This window comes from Flavobacterium sp. (assembly GCF_044357305.1).
Classification (GTDB): Bacteria; Bacteroidota; Bacteroidia; order Flavobacteriales; family Flavobacteriaceae; genus Flavobacterium.
The window spans coordinates 1-21,021 of record NZ_JBIKPS010000009.1 but is presented as its reverse complement, the minus strand read 5'-3'; the positions used below and the strand labels follow the sequence as shown (position 1 = coordinate 21,021).

General features: G+C 32.5%; 20 protein-coding genes and 1 tRNA gene. 9 read left to right on the top strand and 12 right to left on the bottom strand.

The genetic code is table 11. The features are described 5' to 3' along the window. Positions 1-229: 229 nt before the first annotated feature. A complete protein-coding gene (locus ACIQ2J_RS07770; RefSeq protein WP_396168264.1) occupies positions 230-790 on the top strand; it encodes a DNA-3-methyladenine glycosylase I in 561 nt (186 codons plus the stop codon). 10 nt (positions 791-800) lie between these two features. Here the strand turns inward: ACIQ2J_RS07770 and aat are convergent, their stop codons facing one another. The 3 genes from aat to ACIQ2J_RS07755 form a co-directional block, all read right to left on the bottom strand. Then, the gene (gene aat / locus ACIQ2J_RS07765; protein ID WP_396168261.1) at positions 801-1,442 is read right to left on the bottom strand and encodes a leucyl/phenylalanyl-tRNA--protein transferase; all 642 of its coding nucleotides are present in this window, start codon (positions 1,440-1,442) and stop codon (positions 801-803) included. Between the two features lie 231 nt (positions 1,443-1,673). After that, positions 1,674-2,051 (bottom strand): DUF3127 domain-containing protein, encoded by a 378-nt coding sequence (locus ACIQ2J_RS07760; RefSeq protein WP_396168259.1) that lies wholly within the window; start codon positions 2,049-2,051, stop codon positions 1,674-1,676. Between the two features lie 12 nt (positions 2,052-2,063). Beyond that, positions 2,064-2,939, bottom strand: coding sequence for a flavin reductase family protein (locus ACIQ2J_RS07755; RefSeq protein WP_396168257.1), 876 nt, complete (start codon positions 2,937-2,939; stop codon positions 2,064-2,066). A 310-nt stretch (positions 2,940-3,249) separates the two neighbouring features. On the opposite strand from ACIQ2J_RS07755, the gene ACIQ2J_RS07750 reads away from it, so the two are divergent. Next, on the top strand, positions 3,250-4,392 hold the full coding sequence (locus tag ACIQ2J_RS07750; protein WP_396168255.1) for a sensor histidine kinase: 1,143 nt from the start codon (positions 3,250-3,252) through the stop codon (positions 4,390-4,392). A 216-nt stretch (positions 4,393-4,608) separates the two neighbouring features. Beyond that, a complete protein-coding gene (locus ACIQ2J_RS07745) occupies positions 4,609-4,761 on the top strand; it encodes a hypothetical protein (protein ID WP_396168253.1) in 153 nt (50 codons plus the stop codon). A gap of 26 nt (positions 4,762-4,787) precedes the next feature. Here the strand turns inward: ACIQ2J_RS07745 and ACIQ2J_RS07740 are convergent, their stop codons facing one another. The 3 genes from ACIQ2J_RS07740 to greA all read right to left on the bottom strand — a co-directional run bounded on the left by ACIQ2J_RS07740 (position 4,788) and on the right by greA (position 6,871). Beyond that, positions 4,788-5,924 carry a transglutaminase domain-containing protein gene (locus ACIQ2J_RS07740; protein WP_396168251.1) on the bottom strand — a complete coding sequence of 379 codons (1,137 nt, stop codon included), beginning with the start codon at positions 5,922-5,924 and terminating at the stop codon, positions 4,788-4,790. Positions 5,925-6,002: 78 nt separating this feature from the next. Then, positions 6,003-6,392 carry an HIT family protein gene (locus ACIQ2J_RS07735; protein WP_396168249.1) on the bottom strand — a complete coding sequence of 130 codons (390 nt, stop codon included), beginning with the start codon at positions 6,390-6,392 and terminating at the stop codon, positions 6,003-6,005. A 2-nt stretch (positions 6,393-6,394) separates the two neighbouring features. After that, on the bottom strand, positions 6,395-6,871 hold the full coding sequence (greA, locus tag ACIQ2J_RS07730) for a transcription elongation factor GreA (protein WP_396168247.1): 477 nt from the start codon (positions 6,869-6,871) through the stop codon (positions 6,395-6,397). 243 nt (positions 6,872-7,114) lie between these two features. On the opposite strand from greA, the gene ACIQ2J_RS07725 reads away from it, so the two are divergent. Further along, positions 7,115-7,537 (top strand): Rieske (2Fe-2S) protein, encoded by a 423-nt coding sequence (locus ACIQ2J_RS07725; protein ID WP_396168245.1) that lies wholly within the window; start codon positions 7,115-7,117, stop codon positions 7,535-7,537. Between the two features lie 46 nt (positions 7,538-7,583). Here ACIQ2J_RS07725 and ACIQ2J_RS07720 read toward each other — a convergent pair whose 3' ends face one another. The 4 genes from ACIQ2J_RS07720 to ACIQ2J_RS07705 form a co-directional block, all read right to left on the bottom strand. After that, positions 7,584-8,330 carry a DUF6261 family protein gene (locus ACIQ2J_RS07720; protein ID WP_396168243.1) on the bottom strand — a complete coding sequence of 249 codons (747 nt, stop codon included), beginning with the start codon at positions 8,328-8,330 and terminating at the stop codon, positions 7,584-7,586. Between the two features lie 765 nt (positions 8,331-9,095). Beyond that, positions 9,096-9,977: an Abi family protein gene (locus tag ACIQ2J_RS07715; RefSeq protein WP_396168240.1), complete on the bottom strand. Its 882-nt coding sequence runs from the start codon at positions 9,975-9,977 to the stop codon at positions 9,096-9,098. Positions 9,978-10,005: 28 nt separating this feature from the next. Continuing rightward, complete coding sequence (locus ACIQ2J_RS07710) at positions 10,006-10,479, bottom strand: hypothetical protein (RefSeq protein WP_396168238.1); 474 nt, start codon at positions 10,477-10,479, stop codon at positions 10,006-10,008. A gap of 1 nt (position 10,480) precedes the next feature. Beyond that, positions 10,481-14,269, bottom strand: a complete 3,789-nt coding sequence (locus tag ACIQ2J_RS07705) for an Eco57I restriction-modification methylase domain-containing protein (protein WP_396168236.1) — start codon at positions 14,267-14,269, stop codon at positions 10,481-10,483. A 552-nt stretch (positions 14,270-14,821) separates the two neighbouring features. Between ACIQ2J_RS07705 and ACIQ2J_RS07700 the strand changes: the two genes are divergently transcribed. After that, positions 14,822-16,423 carry a family 16 glycosylhydrolase gene (locus ACIQ2J_RS07700; RefSeq protein WP_396168233.1) on the top strand — a complete coding sequence of 534 codons (1,602 nt, stop codon included), beginning with the start codon at positions 14,822-14,824 and terminating at the stop codon, positions 16,421-16,423. A 265-nt stretch (positions 16,424-16,688) separates the two neighbouring features. Here ACIQ2J_RS07700 and ACIQ2J_RS07695 read toward each other — a convergent pair. Then, a tRNA-Ile gene (locus ACIQ2J_RS07695) sits at positions 16,689-16,762 on the bottom strand. Between the two features lie 261 nt (positions 16,763-17,023). Here ACIQ2J_RS07695 and ACIQ2J_RS07690 point away from each other — a divergent pair. Continuing rightward, positions 17,024-18,232 carry a phage integrase SAM-like domain-containing protein gene (locus tag ACIQ2J_RS07690; protein ID WP_396168231.1) on the top strand — a complete coding sequence of 403 codons (1,209 nt, stop codon included), beginning with the start codon at positions 17,024-17,026 and terminating at the stop codon, positions 18,230-18,232. Positions 18,233-18,245: 13 nt separating this feature from the next. Here ACIQ2J_RS07690 and ACIQ2J_RS07685 read toward each other — a convergent pair whose 3' ends face one another. Further along, entirely contained in the window at positions 18,246-18,755 is a 510-nt protein-coding gene (locus ACIQ2J_RS07685; protein WP_396168229.1) for a hypothetical protein, read from the bottom strand. A 122-nt stretch (positions 18,756-18,877) separates the two neighbouring features. Here ACIQ2J_RS07685 and ACIQ2J_RS07680 point away from each other — a divergent pair, with 122 nt between their 5' ends. The 3 genes from ACIQ2J_RS07680 to ACIQ2J_RS07670 all read left to right on the top strand — a co-directional run bounded on the left by ACIQ2J_RS07680 (position 18,878) and on the right by ACIQ2J_RS07670 (position 21,019). After that, positions 18,878-19,486, top strand: coding sequence for a hypothetical protein (locus tag ACIQ2J_RS07680; RefSeq protein WP_396168225.1), 609 nt, complete (start codon positions 18,878-18,880; stop codon positions 19,484-19,486). 212 nt (positions 19,487-19,698) lie between these two features. Then, positions 19,699-20,559: an AAA family ATPase gene (locus ACIQ2J_RS07675; RefSeq protein ID WP_396168223.1), complete on the top strand. Its 861-nt coding sequence runs from the start codon at positions 19,699-19,701 to the stop codon at positions 20,557-20,559. Next, positions 20,537-21,019, top strand: coding sequence for a JAB domain-containing protein (locus ACIQ2J_RS07670; RefSeq protein WP_396168220.1), 483 nt, complete (start codon positions 20,537-20,539; stop codon positions 21,017-21,019). The genes ACIQ2J_RS07675 and ACIQ2J_RS07670 overlap by 23 nt, the downstream gene beginning before the upstream one ends. Positions 21,020-21,021: the final 2 nt, after the last annotated feature.

Sequence of the window (21,021 nt, the reverse complement as noted above, 5' to 3'; positions counted from 1 at the left end):
ACACGGATTTCACCGATTATTAATTTCAAGGTTATAAAAATCAATGGTAATCTGCGTAGTCTGTGAAATCTGCGGGAGAATTTTTTTTAAACCATTAAGATATTAAGTTTCATTAAGCCTTAATGCAACTTAATATCTTAATGGATATTTTTTTATTTAGTAACTATTTAAAATAATATATTTGAACTGTAGTAAAATCAAAGTAATTCCATATCTAATTAATTTAAAAATGCAAACAAAAAACCGTTGTGCTTGGTGCGAAAAAGATGATTTATACCGGAAGTATCACGATGAAGAATGGGGGAAACCTATTTATGACGACCAACAACTTTTTGAGTTTTTAATATTGGAAACCTTTCAGGCAGGGCTAAGTTGGTATATGGTTTTGAAAAAACGAGATAATTTCCGTAAGGCTTTTGCCGATTTTGATTACCAAAAAGTAGCGCAATACGAGGAAGATAAAATTCAGGAATTGCTATTGGATGCCGGAATTATAAGAAACAAACTTAAAGTAAGAGCCGCCGTTGCTAATGCGATTGCATTTATAGAAGTGCAAAAGGAGTTCGGGAGTTTCTCTAATTATATTTGGAAATTTACCGACGGAAAACCCATAGATAACAATCCGAAAACACTTAAGGAGGTTCCTGCTTCTACCCCACTTTCGGATGCTATAAGTAAAGATTTAAAGAAACGCGGATTCAAATTTGTAGGCACTACCGTAGTTTATGCACACATGCAAGCCACCGGAATGGTGAACGATCATGTAGAGGGTTGCTGGACGAGGGATTAGTGGTCAGTGATCAGTTTGCAGTTTTTAAAATCTTCATGAATAGTTCTCTGGAGATTTCAAAAGCACCTAATTTTTCTAAATGGTCGTTGTGTACTTGGCAATCTAAAAGTTTGTAATTGTTTGCTTTTAAATATTCAATCAACTTTACAAAGGCAACTTTACTGGCATTTGGCACTTTAGAAAACATGCTTTCGCCACAGAAAACATGTCCTAAATCTACGCCATACAATCCGCCTACTAATTCGTTATTTTGCCAAACTTCAAAGGACATAACTTTCCCTAATTGGTGCAATTGGGTATAGGATTTTATTATTTCTGCAGAAATCCAAGTGCCTTGTTGCTCTTTACGTTCAATCTTTTGGCAATTAGAAATTACAGCAGCAAAATCTTGGTTTATGGTTACTTCAAAACTATTTCTGTTGAGGATGTTCCGCATGCTTTTCGAAACTTTATAATCCATCGGATTCACCACCATTCGTTCTGGCGGTGCCCACCAAAGTATAGGGTCCTCCGCATCAAACCACGGGAAAATGCCGTTGTCGTAAGCCAACAACAATCGCTCTACCGACAAATCACCGCCTACAGCCAAAACACCTTCGTAATTGGCTTCATCTACTGGCGGGAAAAATAGTTCTTTGGTTAGGAAATACATATTCAATAGCAATGGCAAAAATCAATGGCAATAACAATTGCAAAAATCAATGGCAAAAATCAATTTCAATTTCAAAAATAAAAAAATCAATAAAAAAGCCAGAAATTCAAGTACTACTTAAACTTCTGACTTCTGACTTCCATCTTCTGACTTCCATCTTCTGACTTCCATCTTCTGACTTCCATCTTCTGACTTCCATCTTCTGACTTCCATCTTCTGACTTCTAACTTATTAGAAAGGTAAATCGTCGTGTTCTTCTTCTTTGAAATCCGTTGCTGGAGCAAATGCTTCAGCTGCTGGCATTGGAGGCATCGCTTGTGCTGCAGGAGCTGCTGCTTGGTTTTTTTCGATTCTCCAACCTTTGATAGAATTGAAATATTTCGTTTCTCCTTGGGGATTAACCCATTCTCTTCCTCCTAAATTGATGGAAACTTTTACGTCTTCACCAACGGTAACATTATTTAATAAATCGCATTTGTCTTGAACAAATTCAATCATGATGCTTTGTGGATACTGCTCATCGGTAGTAACTACTAATTCTCTTTTTTTAAAGGTTGGACTTACTTGTTGTTCTCCTCCAACTACTTTTACTTTTCCTGATACTTCCATAATTATTCTAATTTATTGTTTTGCTAAAAGCACTTTCCAAGCAGTTAGCGCTTCGTTTTTATCTAAATATTCTTTGGCCAATTGGTGTTTTTTCACCTCATCATCGGCACTCAAAACTCCTTTTACTTCAAAATTTTGTTTTACAAATATAGTAATTTCTTCTTCTGTAGGCAATGCTTCCACATTTCCTAATTTTCCCAAATCATTTCCTTTAAATATAGGGCTTTCCTTGATAAAATCTGGTATAACATCTACTCCAATTCCTAAAGTTGCCAGTGGTTTTTCGACTTCAAAAAGGCCTTGGTTGGCTCTAGAATACCAATTACCTCCCAAACGAGAAACCAAATCAATTTTCACAGGGTCAATTATTCCATTGGCATCCAAAACGGCTTCGTTAATGTGAATTTTTACTACTTCGCAAATAATCATATTTCCGGCGCCACCTTCGCTTCCGAGGGGAATTATTTGGTTCACCACGCATTCCAATTGCACTGGGCTTTCGGCAACACGATAGGGTTTTACTAACTCGGAAGGAATTGCAGTTAATCCGGCTTTTTCAAATTCGTTTACGCCATCGGCATATTCGGTGCTGGACAACGACATTTGTTGTACCATATCGTAATTCACCACATTAATCACGACTTGCTTAGTGTCTTGGCAATTTACCAAAGTATGTTTGATGGAATTATCGCGAACGCGTCGGGCAGGTGAAAACACCAAAATTGGCGGATTGGCACTAAAAATATTGAAAAAACTAAACGGCGATAAATTGGGTTTCCCATTTTTATCTATCGTACTTGCAAATGCAATAGGCCTAGGCGCAATGGCACTTTGCAAATACCCTTGCAATTTGGCTGTAGAAATTTCCTTAGGATTAATGGTTAGCATGGCTTTTAGTTTTTACAAAGATATGCAATGGCAATGGCAATTTCAAAAATCAATGGCAAAATTCAATGGCAATTTCAATAGCAATTTCAATAGCAATTTCAAAAATCAAATTCAATATCTAAATGCTGTACAATGCTCTAGTTTTTTTGCCACAGATTGCACAGATTCGAACGGATTCGAATGGATTATTTAATCTCGTAACAATATAAAATCGGTATAATCCGTGCAATCTGTGGCGAAAAAATAGGTTTCCTTATGCCATTTTCCCTCAGCAATTATTTTTTTCTTACTTTTAAACAAAAATTTATCCATGCAGTTTTCCGATAAAAGAAATAGTACACGTTGGTTTATTATTTTCGCATCCTTTTTAATCGTTATCCTTATTTTGTGGAATACTTATTCTTTCTTTCAAATATTTAAAAATGAAGAACGGGTAAAAATGGAACAATGGGCCTTGGCATTGAAAACACTTAACAATGCCGATGTTAATGCGGATACCGAATTGCCGTTGAAAATTATTCAAAATGCAAGTATCCCTATCATTGTTACCCAAGAGGGTAAAATCATTAATGATAAAAATATTGAAGAAGATATTGCTAAAGACAAAGATAAACTTGCTCAATTTTTAGAAAAATTAAAATCGGAAAACGATGCTATTCCGATGGAATATTCTCCTGGGAAATTTCAATATTTATACTACGGGGATTCTTCTTTATTGAATAAATTGAAATACTATCCAATTGCTTTATTGCTTATTATTTTTCTTTTTGGAGCCTTAGTATATAACTTTTACAAAAGCACCAAAATGGCAACCCAAAACAAACTTTGGGCTGGTATGGCAAAGGAAACTGCGCACCAAATTGGCACTCCTTTATCCTCCTTAATTGGTTGGCTCGAAATTATGAAAGCCAATAATGTATCGGAAACTATACTTGTAGAAATTGAAAAAGACATCAACCGACTGCAAACCATTACCGATCGTTTTTCTAAAATTGGCTCGGAACCTATTTTAGAAAAAAAGGACATTATTGAAGAAACCCACAATTCTTTTGATTATTTAAAGTCCCGATTTTCTCACCAAGTTACCTTTACTTTTGTTGCTCCCAAAGAACCAATTTATATTTCCTTAAATCCGGAATTGCAGAGTTGGACCATAGAGAATTTAATGAAAAATGCCATTGATGCCATGAAAGGCAGAGGTGCTCTAACGGTTGCTATTGAAAAAGAAGGGCAACACGTTAGAATAAACATTACCGACTCTGGAAAAGGGATTCCGAAGAACCAATACAAACGAGTTTTTGAACCTGGATTTACCACCAAAAAACGTGGCTGGGGATTGGGATTGTCTTTAACCAAACGCATTGTAGAAGAATACCACAAAGGAAAAATAAAAGTAGCGCACTCTGAAATTGGAGTGGGAACTACGATGCAGATTTCGTATAAGTTGGGGTGAAATATAATTTAAAAATCCTTAGTGTCCGATTAAATATTTATGGATAAAAAAAATCTCGCAAAGACACAAAGTCGCAGTTACCTTTAAGTTCTTTGCGACTTTGTGTCTTAGCGAGAATATATTAAAAAATTAAGTTGAGTCTAAGATTTCTCAATATTCCTAAGTCTTAACAAAGCAAATAGTTAGTTTTATCGGACAACAATGAATTAAAATAGGATGACAATAGAAGAATTAAATAAAAGAAAAACACCGATTGTAGTAATTGACCAATCGTTGGAAAAATATAAAAACATAGTTTTGTTTCCTGAGAAATTAGCAAAAGCAAACGATGTTTTGAAAAGAATTGGTTTGCCAAAACGTACTAAATAAAACATGTCTATTATTAAACTAGAAAATCAACGGTACTTACTCATCATCAATTTTCTACCCACTAAACCTTTGCTTAAATAAGTTTCTAAAAAAGTTTTTTGCTTTTCAGTTTGCTCCACAGCATCTAAAATCATTCTCTTTAAACTCGATAAATTCGAACTGTTTTCGGCACCCACAGAACCAATGTTGTAAACATCTACTTTGCACTTATTCATTTTATCCGACAAATCTTGCATGTTTTTTCGCAGTACTTCATCCGATTGTTCGGGTTTGAATTTTTTAAATCGAAATCGAGAAAAATCATTCAACAAACCAATGGCTTCGTTATAATTGGTTACCACTACGTTTAATTTTTCTATGTTGTTGTTTGCCTTTATAATCGTAAAATCTTTCTTTTTGAAATTATACTGGTCAATAATCAACTTGTTCAGCAAGCCATTTTTCTCAATTCGTTCTGCTGCTTCAAAGGCTTTATCGGCTTGCGATAAGCTATCGAACCGATCTATTTGGGCTTGGTAATCTATAACAATTGCAGCTTTTTTCGGGTCTTTTTTACCACCATAAAACTCGGCATTGCTAATGGGAGTTTCCAGAAATTGCCACAAATAATCGAAGGGCATATGGGAAATAATAAAATTGCTAGGCGTTGCTTTAAAAAAAGAGTTGTCTAGTTTCTTAACATACTTTTGGTTTGAAACGTATCCCGATCCCCAAGTAGGATCAAACAAGAACCAATTACCATCCAGTTGCGAGGCGCACCAAGAATGACCAAGCGTTGCAATTTTACCATATTGTTTGGTATAACCTTCTACAACATAAGTTCGCACTCCAACTTTATTGGCTAAAGCATTAAAAACCGCTGCATAGTGCATGCAAACTCCCTTTTTGGTATCTAGTGCTCTCTTGATTTTTATCTCCTCCGTTTGGTTGGCGTCCTGGTTGAGCATGTTCACTACATCATAACTAATAGTGGAAGCCGTCCAAAAGAAAACGGCTCTAATTTTATCGTTAGGCGTTTTAAAATTACTGGCAATATAATCGGCAATTTTAGTGGTAGAAGTGGTAAGACTATCCGGAATTTGAGCCATTGTTTTGTCCACAGCTTCGTATTGTCCATAACTGAAGTAGGAAAGAAACAGAAAAAGTAAGCAATAATTTTTCATGAATAATAGACTTTAGGTACAAAAAGAAATTCCACTAATTTAAAGTAAATTAATGGAATTGGTTCGATATTTATCGAATTATAAATTGGCTTGCACCGCTTTTACAATACTTTCAAATTCTTCTTTGGTAAGCGAAACTTTATTTTGAAACCGCATTTCGTCCATTTCGTTTAACGGAATTAAATGCACGTGCGCATGAGGCACTTCAAGACCAATTACCGACATGCCAATTCGTTTGCACGGAATGGTTTTTTCTAGTGCTACTGCAATTTTTTTAGAAAACTGCAGCAATCCAAGATACAATTCGTCTTCTAGATCAAAAATCTTGTCGACTTCTTGCTTCGGAATACATAAAGTATGTCCTTTAGCATTGGGATTTACATCTAAAAAAGCCAAAAACTTGTCGTCTTCGGCTATTTTATAACACGGAATTTCACCGTTTACTATTTTGGTAAAAATACTAGACATGCTTAGTCTCTAGAAATTTCTAAAACTTCAAATTTCAATACGCCATTTGGAACCGTAATTTCAGCAAATTCACCTACTGATTTTCCTAGTAACCCTTTCCCTATAGGAGAAGTTACGGATATCTTTCCAGTTTTTAAATCGGCTTCACTTTCGGCAACCAAGGTGTAGGTCATTTCCATTCCGTTGGTTTGGTTTTTAATTTTTACATTAGATAACACCAAAACTTTAGAGGTATCCAAATGACTTTCGTCAATTAATCTAGCATTAGAGTGTACTTCTTCTAGCTTGGCAATACGCATTTCCAGCATACCTTGTGCTTCTTTGGCAGCGTCGTATTCGGCATTTTCAGACAAATCGCCTTTGTCTCTTGCTTCTGCAATATCAGCAGATGCTTTAGGGCGCATCACGCTTTTTAAGTAATCTAATTCTTCTTTTAATTTTTTCAGCCCTTCTGCGGTGTAATAAGATACAGTGCTCATAATTTTATTTCTTTAGTTACTTCCAATGGTAACAACGGTGTTAAAAGGAAGTTATTATTTTGTAATTCGTATACTAAACTAATTTTCAAACGTTATCCTAAAAATAGAAAAAATCCCATCAAGACGGGATTCTTTTTTCAAAGATAAATATTTTGTATATTAAATTCCTACTTTTGTATTATAATACCATACAAAGTTAATTAAATTAATTTTTTAAACGAATCTTTTGATACATTTTTTAAAATGAAAAAAATACTTTTCCTTATTCTTCTTTCGGCATTTATTTTTGGATGCAGCAAAGACAAGTTTAGCAATGAAAATCCTTTTTTGCCCAACTATAGCTTCTCTATGGATGTGAATAAAAACTTACCCAGTTTCAGCGGATTGAATTTTGCTGGGAATGCCGTTAAGGCTTATCCGTCTAACGGACCATCCAGAGGGGTGATTATTTTTAATACCGGAAGCACCTATAACGCTTGGGATGGCGCTTGCCCTAACCAAGATTTAACTACATGTTCTACCTTGACTATAAGTGGTTCTAATGCTAGTTGCCCTTGCGGAAGTGAAAATTACAATTTATTTACAGGACAAAGTGCTGGCAAACAATATTCTTTAAAACAGTATCGAGTGGAAGTAAACGGCGATATAATTCGGGTTTATAATTAAACAAAAAACGGCTTTTTCAAGCCGTTTTTTTTAGTTCTACTCGTTATTACCCTGTTATTGTGCTAGCCGGAAGAATAATAATTCCCCCATCGCGTTTAGCAAGCATATCCGAATAGTATTTTCGGGATTGGTTGATGATATTTAAAATAGCAGTATAATAGGGATCTGCCGAGTTTACTTTGGCTAACGAAAGCACGTATTGCGTATAGTTGTTATAGTTTTCAAGGGCATTTTTTCGAATACTTTTCATGTCGTAATGCTCAGTAGACGAAATTTCGGTGTTGCGTTGCGAAAACTTTAATTTAAAATCCGTATTAGAATTTTTTATTCTACTTACAAAATTATCCAACTCCAGTGTTGCAATATAGGGTGCATAAGCAGGACTAATTAAATCGTCTACCAAATTGTCTATACCATTACTTTCGGCTTCGTAATTTAGTTTGGCCAAATTTTTATATTTCTTTACTACAATGGTAATGGCTTTATAAGCAGCAATAAAATTGGGATTTACATCCAATTCATATACTTTTAATTGTCGGTTAAAAGCGGCAAGGCTAACATCTCTTTCGGCATCTAGTTTAGCAATGTCTTCGGTTTCTTGGTTCTTTTTTATTTGTAGCAAACCCTTGTCAAACAAGATAGAGTCGGCTGCCATTTTTTGCACATAGGCGTCTACATGCGTGTCGGTAACCGTGCTGATAGCTGCGGTTTCCAGGTCTTTAATAGAGGACTTAATCAATTGACCTGCTTCAAGATGGGTTAATCTTGTAATTTTTAATTTGTGTAATAACATAGTGATTAATTTTAAAGTTACTACTTAAAGTTACAAAAAATACTTTAAAAAAATAAACCCTTTTATTTAAAAATATTTTTTTTCAAGAGAGAAATTCTGTTTTTAATCTGCCGCAAATTGTTTTGAAAGGAAAAATTCAATTTCGATACCGAATTGCATTTTTTATAGTTTGAAAATGGGTCATCCGACCAGAAATCAATTGTCGGCAGCCTGGATTTCAGTCATCCGACTAGAAATCAATTGTCGGGAGGTTGGATTTCAGTCATCCGACCAGAAATCAATCGTCGGGAGCTTGGATTTCAGTCATCCGACCAGAAATCAATTGTCGGGAGGTTGGATTTCAGTAATCTGACCAGAAATCAATTGTCGGGAGGTTGGATTTCAGTCATCCGACCAGAAATCAATTGTCGGGAGGTTGGATTTCAGTAATCTGACCAGAAATCAATTGTCGGGAGGTTGGATTTCAGTAATCTGACCAGAAAACAATCGTCGGGAGGTTGGAAACGCTGTATTAGATTATAAAATAATGCCTAGTAGTAGGATAAATTAAGGAGCGAATGCCTTTTCTAGTTGTTGTTCTTCTATCTGGAGTGCATCGGATTGGGTTAAATAAAAAATCCCCACTTAAAGTGCTTTAATAAAAAAACCCAGAGCAAGTCTGGGTTATATTTACTATTTTATAGTGCAGCACTAATGCAAATGACTAGTTGGGCACTTCTAAGTACAAAACTATATCATTTGTGTAATAAAAAAAAACTTTTTAACTTATTTTTTAATGTAACCTATTTTTTCAGTTATAATTTTTTGGATAACCGGATTACCTGAATGACTTTCAAAAAGCGAAATAATTTCCTTTTCAATAATATTTTTCCTGCTTTTTGAAATTGTTTCTAGAAAGTATAAAATAACCTTAATAGAAGAATCTAATGAGTGTCTGTTGTTGTCATTAAAGAGAATCAAAGGGGTTGTCTCAATCTCTTTAGGAGTGTTTGAATCAAAAAGTATTCCACTATGGGCACATATATTCCTAATAAAAATAACAGTCTTCAAAAAATTTTGAAATATATATATCTTTTTTATTCCATATAAACCTGCAATTTTCTTCTTTAAGTTCTCATCTTTTAGAGAATAGAATATAGTGTAAATAGTTCCAAAAGTCAAAAATTCTAAAGTTTTCCATGCTGGTGCAAAAATATCATTGGGGTAATTTAGATGGTGTTTTTTTATTGGTTTGTTACTTAACTTAAATTTTTCAGTGTAACTTAAATTTGGAAAATTATCTACAAAATGAGGGTACATAACTTTTTTACTTGCAAACCAAGTAGGATTATCAGGATAGGTATTTGATACATAATAAATAAGTTGAGTTCTCAAATTTATTTCTATTCTGTTCAATGCTTTATTTAGAATATTCTTTAAATCAACATCTAAATAATACAAACAAACTACATCAGAAAATTTTGTTCCTGCAGCAAAATTATGGTCTTTATCAATTTCAAAAGGATTCCAATAAAATCCCAATCTATAATAACCAACATCTAACAAAATTTCTTTTGCTTTATCAATCCCACCACTCTCTTCAAAAACCATCCCTCTATTTGATAGTTTTTGAATTTGCTCCTCTACTGTTGTTGCTTTACTTCCCATATTAATCAATTTATTTCAAATGTGTCATTTAAGAGCCGACAAAAGTTAGATTCCAAAAATTTAAATGATATCTTTTCTTTATTTTATCACCAAATAAAATCTGAGAATATTTATTATTGTATTTATCCGTGAAAGAAATCTTTATTTGTTGAAAATTAAAATTTGTAAACTCTATTTTCTCGCTTGCTTTTAATTCCGATATTTTAAAATTAAACTGATTATCAGATAAAAAATATAATACAGTTTCTGATTTGTCAGGATAAAATAATTTCACTCTTGAATTAACTGGGAGGTTTGATTTGATTTTAAAAGAAATGTCATAAATGTCAGATTTAATAATTTTTACCCAAACATCATTTCTAACATTTTTATTGTTTATTTCTACATAAACAAACTTTCCAAATTCTTTTTTCCTTAAAGTAGCAATTAGTGCAAAAACACTAATCAATAAAGCAAGAAATTCAATTAAACTAATGTTACTGATTGTGAATAAATTATCCATATTAACTATTCTCTACAATTGCAATCTCTTCTTCACTTAACCCATACAACGCATACACCATAGCATCTATGGCTTTGTCTGTGGCATCAATAGTTGCTTTAAGCTCCAATGCTTTTTTGGATTCCTGCATAAAGTAATCTTCCCATTCAGCTTCTTGAGATAAGGACAGTTTTACTTTCTTTTTAGCCAACTCTTTGATGAACTCTGCATAAGGCAGTTTATACCAATCTTGTAGTTTTTTGGGCAAAGTGTCTGTATTTACTTTTACATCAGGCAATGGGCTTAAGCCCATTGTTGAAACAGAAACAGTTGCAGTGAAAAACTTTCTTTGGATGGTTCTTTGGAATTTTTGGGATTGCTCTTGTAGTTCTGTATTTAATGAAAGCATTAAATCTGCTTTTTCTATAAATGGTTCATCATTTGTTTTTACCAAAGGAAAGTTTTCAAAAAATGTATGCTTCATTCTTACTCCACTTTCTCCCAAACCACCCCCACCATAAAAATTCTTAACTGAATAAAAGAATAGTTTGGTATTTAATACACATAGAATATATTTTAAATTTTCTCCTGTAATAATTCTACCTGTGTCAAGACAAAACATAGTACCTTTTTCATGATATGAAAATGAAGATTCCTGAACCATTTCTTGATAAATTATTTTTTCTTTATCAAATTCATTAAAATAATTTGCACCCCATCTTTGTAAAGCATACCATTCATATCTTATGTTCGTTTCCGCTTTATTCCTATTTAATAGACCTTCCTTATGTTTATTTAAATGTTCGTACACAGAGGGGTATTTTTCTTTCAGGTCAATTTCATTTTCTATGAAGGATTTTTTAATATTTTCAAAAGTATTAGGAAAATTCCAAGGGATATAAATCAACCATAAATTGTTATAATTAGCATAATATCTACAAATATCCCTTCCTTTCAATATTGGTTTAAATATTTCAATACACTTGGGACACTGTTTTAATATATTTCTCTTAATATCTTCATCAATAATAAACGCCTCATTAAAACCTGTTTTAATTCCATAATTTATTTTAATATTCCATTCTTTTAGTTGAGTTCCAACAGTTTCTATTTTGCTTTTTATTTGAAATTCTATTTTATTTGAGATAGTCCAAATTTCATTTTCCTTCGGGCATATTTCAACTTTTTTATTTTCAAAAATAGTAAAATCAACAAAAGTTTTTTCTTTTGAAATATCTAAACCAATAAATGATTTTTTATTATTTAAAGTTTTTTTGAAAATTAAGATATTTGAATCTACCGTTGCACTATCAAAAATACCAGAACCCAAATCTAAAAGTTCTGAAGGTTGGGTATTCTCAATTAAATAGTTTCTTAGTGACTTACCATAGTTGGCTCTTAACCATTTATTAGAAGTGATAAAACCTAGCAACCCATTATCTTTTAATATAATATTTCCCAATTCATAAAAAAGACAATATAAATCTCCAGTTTTTTCAAATGATTGAAATTTTCTTTTTTCTAAATCATTGGAAATGGTTCCCATACTTTGAATTTGAACATAAGGCGGATTTCCAATTACTACATCAAAGCCACCTTTGTATTCTTCTCGAAAAGCGTGTTCATAACTACAAGCTATGCTTTCGACAAGGGGTTTAAACCCCTTGATACTGTTGTCCGGCAATTGGTGTTTTGCTCGATTTGTTTTAATGTAATTAATGGTGTTTACCAATTGGTTTTCGTCAACAATTTCTTTACAACCAAATTTTTGGGTCCATAAAGGAATACTTTTTTCTCCTTTCTCTTTTACAAGGGGATGAATCCCATTGTTCAGATTGACTTCGCGAGCTGTTCGCCCTTTTATTTTTCTTACTATTTCATTGACATCCTCCTCTTCACATACCAAAACAATATGTATATGATCTTTACAAACATTGAATGCCAAAATGTTTAAATTTTGCTCTTTTACTAAAACAAAAACAGTTTCTGCAATGACCATTTCGTCAGTATCTGTAAGATAATTTATTTGTGGCTCTGGCATTGTTCCCATGGCTCGCTTTTCTCGAACTTTATAATCTATCATTCGCTGTGAGGTGCGACTATCGTGAATTGCAGTGGTAATATGCCACGGTTTTTTCTGTTTTTCCTTAAATACTTTCGGGAAAGCTTGTTGCCAATTAAAGGCTTTATCTCCTGCTACTGCAACATCATCAATTAAAGAGTTGCCACATTTTATGTTGCCGTTAAGGTCATTTAGTTTTCTATTAGGTTGTGCTGTTCGTAACCACAAAGATAGTTTGGCAATTTCTACACTTTCCTCATTTAAATCTACACCAAAGAGGTTGTTTTCTAAGATGCTATTTTCCATATCACTCATCACCAAAGCATCGCCAAACAATTTGGCTTGCAATTCATCAATGTATTGGTGTTCTTCAATTAAAAAATCAAGAGCTTGGTTCAAGAAAGCACCAGAGCCACAGGCAGGGTCGCAAATAGTTAATTGCAACAACCATTTTCTATAGGTATCCAGCTTTTCAACTAAACCTTGAATGGTTTTCTTTTGTCTTTTTTTATCGGTAAAATAGTCCTCTTCAACAATTTCAAGGGCAACTTTCTGCTCTTCACATAATTTTCCAACGGTATTTTCTACTATGTATTTGGTAATGTATTTAGGGGTATAAAAAACACCGTCTTTTTTTCTTTTGGTTTTCGATTTGTCAATTTCCTGCCCTTCTAGTTGGGCTTTTATTTCATCCAACTCATTGAGAGAGTTTTCAAAAATATGTCCTAATATGTTTACATCTACCTCACTGGCAAAGTCGTATTCAGAAAGTTTCAGCGTGTGTTTGTATAATAAATCATCCTCAATTTTAATGGTATCTAAAACCTCATCCGGCTTAAAAAGTCCTCCATTATAAGCAAAAACATTGTGTTGAACACCTTTGTAACCCGTGTTTAGATATCCAAAGTATTTCTTGAAACGGTCATAAAGCGGGCTGTATTCGTCTAATTCTCTTAATTGATTCCATTGAGTAAGAATCAACCTCACAGAGTTTGGCGGTAATAAATGTCGGTCTTCTCCAAAGAATAAAAACAAAAACCGATCTAATAGTTTCTGTGATTTTTTGAATAATTCTAAGGGTTCAAAATCGGGATTTAACAGCACTAAATTTTGGTGCAGTTCTCTTTTGAACAAAGAATAATCTCTGTATAATTTTTTGGTGATTACATCTTCTTCACTAAGGGATTCGTCTTTAATTTTCTTACCCACATTTTGCGATAAATTGTCGTATCCTAAACACAAATACAGCAGTTGAAACTCTTCTTCGGTAAGTGTAAATAGGTTGAATTCAATATGCTCAATAGCATTGTCTATATAAAAACGGAGTTTTTCAAAGTTAGAAGTAATGACATATACACAATCGGGTTGGTTGTTTTTATACCCAAAGGCTTGCACTTCAATTTTGCCTAAATCGGTAGTATTGGTTCCTTTAAGTTCGATAACTGCTTTTACTTTATCGTCAAAAATAATAGCTCCGTCAGCTTTCTTGCTGTCTTTTACATTTTTATATTCGGTGGTAAGATTGAATTTGGTTTGAGAAGAAGAAGCAGGTTTAGTGTACCCTAATATTTTTACAAATAAATCTTCCAAAAACTCTCCTTGGTATTGCTCTTCTTTGAGTGCTTTTATTTCTTCTTGCACTCTTGGGTTAAGAAAATGGTTACTATAACTGTTCCATTTAGAAAGAAGTTGTTCCTTATTTTGGGCTTTTAGATACTTAGAAATAACGGATTTTTGAAATAGTGGCATAATACGTTTTATTAAACGATAAAAATAGGAATTATCTACCTATTTTATCTTCTTGTTACATTTTATTATCATTTTAAAATCATTATTGTCCGATTAAAATATTTATTGCTAAAAACATTATATGTTTTTTCTCGCAAAGGCGCGAAGTCGCAGTTTATATCTGAGTTCTTTGCGACTTTGTATCTTAGCGAGAATATATTAAAAATTAAGTTGAGTCTAAAATTTCGTACTATTTGTAAGACTTAACAAAGCAAATAGTTCGTTTTATCGGACAACAATGTTTTAAAATGATGTTTCATTCCTTCGGGAAACAAATTACTAAAAAAAAGTTGACAACTAAGGTCAAGTTAAAAACTATCTTGCTTTAGGAATTCGTATTTCTTTTGCTTGTTTCTACTAGTAGGAATGCGCAAACTGTATTTCAAGCAACGCTAGACTAATTTGTAGTATTTTACAAATAATGAAAATTCGAAAAATTGAAACCTACAATTTTTATTTTAAATGAAACACTATAATTATATTTGTGCCTTATTTATTTGAAAAGTATTTATTATGCAGAAATTTCTAGCCCTTATATTCTTGTTTTCATCCACTTTATTTTATTCGCAACTTCAAACTTTAACGGATGACTTTGAAGGGAATGGAACCATTTTAAGTTGGTATGGCGGTGATTGCGGAATGGACAATCATTTTCCAAATCCGTATCCATCGGTTATAAATAATTCGGGAACAGTATTAAAATATTCCGATACTGGGGCACTTTACGCCTACGTTGCTTTTAATGGGGTGGGAAATTTTAATTTAAATAACAATAGTACCTTTTCCTTAAAACTATATGTTCCTTCTAATGGACTTACTGGCAACCAAACCAATCAAATTTCATTGAAACTTCAAAATAGTTTGTTGACCGAACCTTGGTCAACGCAATGCGAAATTATTAAACCCATTGTATTGAACCAATGGCAAACAATTACTTTTAATTTTGCTTCTGATAATTTTGTCAATTTTAGTGCTGCTTCTCCAAATCCGTTAACAAGGTCGGATTTCAATAGAGTTCTACTTCAAATAAACGGAGAAAACAATACCAGTCAAGTAGTTTCTTATATGGATGATTTTCAATACATCGTAACAAATAATACTATTTATGATAATTTAGTTTGGTCGGATGAATTTGATGGGAATGGGTCCATCAATTATTTAAACTGGTTCCAACAGACTCAATTTCCAATGGGTACTAGTTGGTTTGGCAATGAACAACAACATTATACCAACCGTGTTGAAAATTCGAATGTTAGTAATGGTACTTTAAAGATTGTTGCAAAAAGGGAAGCCTATACCAATCAAGGAGTCACCAAACAATTTACTTCTGCACGATTGAATTCGAAATTTGCTTTCAAATATGGTCGCGTAGAAGTACGTGCAAAATTATCGGAAGGGGAAGGTACTTTGCCTGCTATTTGGATGTTGGGCAAAAACATTAACGAGTTAGGAGCCTATTGGCAGTTAAATGGATATGGTGCTGTTACATGGCCTGCCTGTGGCGAAATAGACATTATGGAATACTGGGGGTCCAATGTAATATCAAGCGCAGTGCACCATCCAATAAATGGCAATTTGTCGGTAGATGAATACACGTCTAATTACCAAAATAAAGAGGGTGTAACTAGTGCTTTTCATACTTATGCGCTGGAATGGAATAATGAAAGAATAACATTAAGTGTAGATGGTATTAACCATCTCAACTACCAACCATTAATTAAAAACCAATTTACTTGGCCTTTTGACGCTGAACAATATATTTTACTAAATATAGCAATGCTGTCAAATGCACCTGCAAACTTTGTGCAATCTACTATGGAAATTGATTATGTTAGGGTGTACCAGCAAGCCAATTTAGGAAATAGTAGTATAACTAATGAAACTGATTTGGTGGTATTTCCAAATCCAGTTACTGACCAACTAAATCTAATAATTTCAGAGAATCAAATCGGAAATCGAGCCACAATTTACTCTATTTTGGGTCAAGAACTCAATTCTATAATTTTAAATAAGAAGCAAACAATGGTAGATGTTTCCGCTTTTCCTCAAGGTATGTACTTTATTCAAATAGCAAGCGGAAAGGAAAAAAACACGCATAAGTTCCTGAAGAAATAAACTTTTACCTTACTGATTTGAATATATTTTACAGCTGTTTTAACCCATCCAATTGGTACCTTTCTTCAAGAAGAGGAGGTTTAAACGTTGATAAAAAGAATTCTTATTTCGTATAAATCATTAGGTTAACCGGATTACATATATAAAGAAAAGAAGAATACTATTTGATATAATTATAACGAAAGTTGGAATAAAAATCTTGCTGAAATCTTTCAAATTAAAAAAGGTTCCAAGAAATAAATCTTGAAACCTTTGCTTTTACTAGTGGTCCCACCTGGGCTCGAACCAGGGACCACCTGATTATGAGTCAGGTGCTCTAACCAACTGAGCTATAGGACCGGTTAAGAGGTGCAATATTACTACTATTTTTAATTTATTGCAAGTGTTTTTTAAAATTCCTTTCACATACTGTGTTTACAAGTGATTAATAGAGGTTTAAAGCAGATAAATTTAACTCTTTTATGTGTAAAAATACCATCATTTCAACTTTCATCAAATTTGCATAAGTTGTACAAATAGTTATAAAATGACTAAAAAGTGCAAAAATAGTGCAAATACCGTGTACACTTTTTTAATCTCTGTTGCTACAAATTTTTAATTATGGCAACTATTAAAATTGTACTAGACCAGCGTAGAGCAAAGAAAGATGAAACTTTTCCTGTAGTATTGAGAATAAGACACAAGGATAGATACTTTGACATCAAAACCAACTATTGTGTTTGTAAAAATCTATTTGATGAAAAGAAACAACTAATAGTTAGTAATTTGGATGCAAATTTCAATATTGAGGAACAAAAAGAAAAGTACTCCAAAAGGATTAGAGAGTTTCTACAAGAAAACCGTAACACAGCATTTGACATTAATATACTTAAAAGGTATGTATTACAAAAACCTGCAGAATTGACCACAATAGAGGAGTTTTGGAAAGAAGTAATACAACAACTTTTAGACAGTAACAAGACTGGAACTGCAAGATCATATATCACAACACTATCTGTAATATCTAAAATTATAGATTGCAATTGCATGTTTACTCAAGTCAGTTACAAGGATTTAATTATTATAGAAACTACACTATTAAAAAGAGGTGTTTCTGTAAATGGAATTGCAGTGTATATGAGAACTTTTAGAGCAATTTGCAACCGTGCAATATTGTATAATGTTGCTTCACTTGAATGGTATCCTTTCAGAAAGTATAAAATCAAAAAAGAGAAAACTACTCCTAGAACTATTTCTATAACTGAAATGCAAAATTACTTTGCCCATGTAATTAATGCTGAGGACAGACTTTACAAATCATGGTGTATTGGAAAATTGATATTTATGTTACGTGGTATCAACTTAACAGATTTGCTTTTACTAAAAAAATGCAATATCCATAATGATAGGATTATTTACAAAAGAGCAAAGACTGGAAAAATGTATAGTATTAAGATTTTACCTCACATGCAGGAACTCATTACTGAATTTACAGACAATACAGAGTATCTATTTGGTAATCTTATGGTGCATTATGAAAAACCAACACTTGCTGATGCAAAACTGTATGCGGATTTTAGAAAAAAACTAAATAAGAAGCTAAAAAAGATTAGTAAAATACTTGAAATTGAAACGCCAATAACAACTTATGTATTTAGATACTCTTATGCCAACATTGCAAAGCAACTAGGTTACAGCAAAGATCTAATAGCAGAAGCTCTAGGTCATGAATATGGAAATGCGGTTACTGGAATTTACCTTGAAATGTTTGATAATGAAATTGTGGATAATCTGAATGAAAATGTGATAAAAAAAATCATGAGAATATAGAAATTACTTTCCCTTATTTTGAGGAAATGATTATTGCTTTTGGAAGATCTAAAAGCGCATTATTATCAGATCCATATTTGTTTGGATCCTTTAACAAGGTCCTCAATATTTTAATTCTGTTTGTTTTAGTTCCCTTATATACATATTTTGGATTTACAATATATAACATTGTTAGTCTTGGTGATTCAATTAATAACTTTTTTTCAATCAAAATATTTACATAATTACTAATTGTTCTAGTTGTAATCTTTTTTTTACCTCCAGTTATTTTATTTAAAAATGTTAAGAACTCCGCTTTTAAATCCCCATCAATATGAATAGTATTATCAATATTCATTTTTTCACATAAAAAGTCAAAAAAGCACTTTTGAAATTTTTCTAATTCTAGAAAAATATGTTGAGCATTAAACAAACATACATAACCTTCATCAACAAATGAAACAAGATGCAGGGTAGATTTGCCTCCAATTTTAACTTCTGCTTTTAAGGTTAGTTTTCTATTTTTAGTGGTAGTTTTTTTCATTATTTTTCATTTTAAAGCTAATGCAAATATAGCTAAATAACTGTGCAAACACTTGTTATTGTTAAATAAAAATTTTAAATTTGTAGGTAAATATAATTGTTTAAATTTTTATTGTTGTACACATGAAAGTAAGTTTATTGAAAACATCTAAGTATATGGTTGAAAAAATTAATGCTTATCAAAAAGAAATTAATGATAGTATTAATGATACTAAATATGATACTAAAACCACAAATAAAAATTTAAACTACAAAGTCATTAAGAATTATAATGATGTAGGAGGCGTAATAATTCCCGTATATGACAGTCTAAATTTATCTAGCAAAAGCATAAGATTATCTCTAGAGTCAATATGTTTCCTTGTACATTTAAATGGTCATAATAAAAATCTATTGCTATTTTTAATGACATTTCAAACTAATAGTGAAAACTTACTTATAAATTGGGATAGTAGTATAATAAACCAGTATCTGAAGTTTTGTGAAACAACAGAATTAGAAATTCCTACTATAGGGGTTATTAAAGAAACTATAAAAAAACTTGCAGCAAAAAAAGTGATAACTAATGTAAAAAAAAGATTATACATGCTAAATCCAATATTAGTATCAGGTATTAATGTGGAAAAGAAAAATAAATTGCTTAATGAATATAGCAAATATGCGCTTAAGAAAAAAAAGGATACACATGAAGAGCTCTTCCCTACAATATATAACTTAAAAGGTGTAAAGTAGGAGAGCAAGAAAGTGAGGTCTAATAAAACAGCAATTACAATTATAACCTTACTATAAACTCCAAAAATTTAATACAAAAACCATACTATATGGCTATGATTTAAACTTTGAGAGTTTAAGTGCAAGAACCCCCCACATAAACCACCCCACTTCCAAAACAAACCACGTTCCCTCCCCCACAAAATCTAATATTAATCTTTAATTTTAGTTTTATGGAACTTAAAAAAACAAACAGAAGTAGTGCTCGCATAAGAGTAGCACTACAAGGAACAAGTGGAAGTGGCAAAAGTTACTCTTCCTTATTATTAGCTTATGGTCTTTGTAAAGACTGGAAAAAGATTGCTGTGATAGATTCTGAGCATCAATCTGCAAGTCTGTATTCTCATTTGGGAGAGTATAATGTGCTTAATCTCACAGCACCGTATACTCCTGAAAGATACATTGAAGCAATTGACACTTGTGAGAAAGCAGGGATGGAAGTTATTGCTATTGATTCACTCTCTCATGAATGGGAAGGTGATGGCGGCATACTAGATATGCATTCTCAACTTGCAGGTAACAGTTTTACTAACTGGGCAAAATTGACACCAAGACACAATGCTCTTGTACAAAAGATACTTGCTTCTAATTGTCATATTGTTGCAACGGTAAGAAGTAAGCAAGACTATGTTATTGTAGAAAAGAATGGTAAAAATGTACCTGAAAAGGTAGGTATGAAAGGCGTTCAGCGCGATGGTCTTGAATATGACTTCACTCTTTTCTTTGAACTTGACATTTACAATAACGCAACTTGTACAAAGGATAGAACTCAGCTGTTCAATCCACGTATGCCCTTTAAGATTGATTCTTCAACAGGCAGTAAAATATTAGATTGGTGCTGTAACGGAAACTCTGAAACAAAAGAATTATCTGAAGCTGTAAAACAAATAAATTCCTGTAACTCAATAGAAGAACTTACTCTTTTATATCAGACTAATCCTGAAGTAAGGAAGTATGATACAGAATTACAGGAACGTGCAACCTATTTAAGAAAATCTAATACATCAAGCAATGGAGTTGGCAAGCAATATTAGTAATACCATGAATTTATCAACTCTTGGTGAATTCACAATAGGGTATAAGTATCTATCAAATCTTAAAAACAGACCTCAAGTAAAAAGTGCTTATGATACTTATAAGGTAGTCAAACAAGTATTTGATATGAAAAAGATTGGATTACAGGAGCAAGTAGTAGTTTTGTATCTTAACAACTCTAATACAGTCATAGGAAGCTGTAACTTGTCTTCTGGATCATTGACAAGCGCAATAATTGATATTCGTTACATACTTGCATCAGCATTAAAGCTAATGGCTACAGGAGTTGTAATATCTCATAATCATCCCACTGGGATAATGATTGCATCTGAAAAGGATAAAGAATTAACCAAGAAATTAGACAAAGCGCTTAATTTAATAGACATCAAGCTTCTTGATCATATTATTATCTCTCCATTTGATGAATACCTCTCTCTAAAGGATGGAGGCATCTTCTAAAC

Excerpts from the sequence above, each read along its gene's own strand:
- ACIQ2J_RS07735 (WP_396168249.1), bottom strand. The coding sequence starts at position 6,392 with ATGTCTAGTATTTTTACCAAAATAGTAAACGGTGAAATTCCGTGTTAT.
- greA (WP_396168247.1), bottom strand. The coding sequence starts at position 6,871 with ATGAGCACTGTATCTTATTACACCGCAGAAGGGCTGAAAAAATTAAAA.
- ACIQ2J_RS07675 (WP_396168223.1), top strand. The coding sequence starts at position 19,699 with ATGGAACTTAAAAAAACAAACAGAAGTAGTGCTCGCATAAGAGTAGCA.
- ACIQ2J_RS07725 (WP_396168245.1), top strand. The coding sequence starts at position 7,115 with ATGAAAAAAATACTTTTCCTTATTCTTCTTTCGGCATTTATTTTTGGA.
- ACIQ2J_RS07715 (WP_396168240.1), bottom strand. The coding sequence starts at position 9,977 with ATGGGAAGTAAAGCAACAACAGTAGAGGAGCAAATTCAAAAACTATCA.
- ACIQ2J_RS07670 (WP_396168220.1), top strand. The coding sequence starts at position 20,537 with ATGGAGTTGGCAAGCAATATTAGTAATACCATGAATTTATCAACTCTT.
- ACIQ2J_RS07770 (WP_396168264.1), top strand. The coding sequence starts at position 230 with ATGCAAACAAAAAACCGTTGTGCTTGGTGCGAAAAAGATGATTTATAC.
- ACIQ2J_RS07750 (WP_396168255.1), top strand. The coding sequence starts at position 3,250 with ATGCAGTTTTCCGATAAAAGAAATAGTACACGTTGGTTTATTATTTTC.
- ACIQ2J_RS07720 (WP_396168243.1), bottom strand. The coding sequence starts at position 8,330 with ATGTTATTACACAAATTAAAAATTACAAGATTAACCCATCTTGAAGCA.
- aat (WP_396168261.1), bottom strand. The coding sequence starts at position 1,442 with ATGTATTTCCTAACCAAAGAACTATTTTTCCCGCCAGTAGATGAAGCC.
- ACIQ2J_RS07710 (WP_396168238.1), bottom strand. The coding sequence starts at position 10,479 with ATGGATAATTTATTCACAATCAGTAACATTAGTTTAATTGAATTTCTT.
- ACIQ2J_RS07760 (WP_396168259.1), bottom strand. The coding sequence starts at position 2,051 with ATGGAAGTATCAGGAAAAGTAAAAGTAGTTGGAGGAGAACAACAAGTA.
- ACIQ2J_RS07705 (WP_396168236.1), bottom strand. The coding sequence starts at position 14,269 with ATGCCACTATTTCAAAAATCCGTTATTTCTAAGTATCTAAAAGCCCAA.
- ACIQ2J_RS07755 (WP_396168257.1), bottom strand. The coding sequence starts at position 2,939 with ATGCTAACCATTAATCCTAAGGAAATTTCTACAGCCAAATTGCAAGGG.
- ACIQ2J_RS07745 (WP_396168253.1), top strand. The coding sequence starts at position 4,609 with ATGACAATAGAAGAATTAAATAAAAGAAAAACACCGATTGTAGTAATT.
- ACIQ2J_RS07685 (WP_396168229.1), bottom strand. The coding sequence starts at position 18,755 with ATGAAAAAAACTACCACTAAAAATAGAAAACTAACCTTAAAAGCAGAA.
- ACIQ2J_RS07740 (WP_396168251.1), bottom strand. The coding sequence starts at position 5,924 with ATGAAAAATTATTGCTTACTTTTTCTGTTTCTTTCCTACTTCAGTTAT.
- ACIQ2J_RS07700 (WP_396168233.1), top strand. The coding sequence starts at position 14,822 with ATGCAGAAATTTCTAGCCCTTATATTCTTGTTTTCATCCACTTTATTT.
- ACIQ2J_RS07680 (WP_396168225.1), top strand. The coding sequence starts at position 18,878 with ATGAAAGTAAGTTTATTGAAAACATCTAAGTATATGGTTGAAAAAATT.
- ACIQ2J_RS07690 (WP_396168231.1), top strand. The coding sequence starts at position 17,024 with ATGGCAACTATTAAAATTGTACTAGACCAGCGTAGAGCAAAGAAAGAT.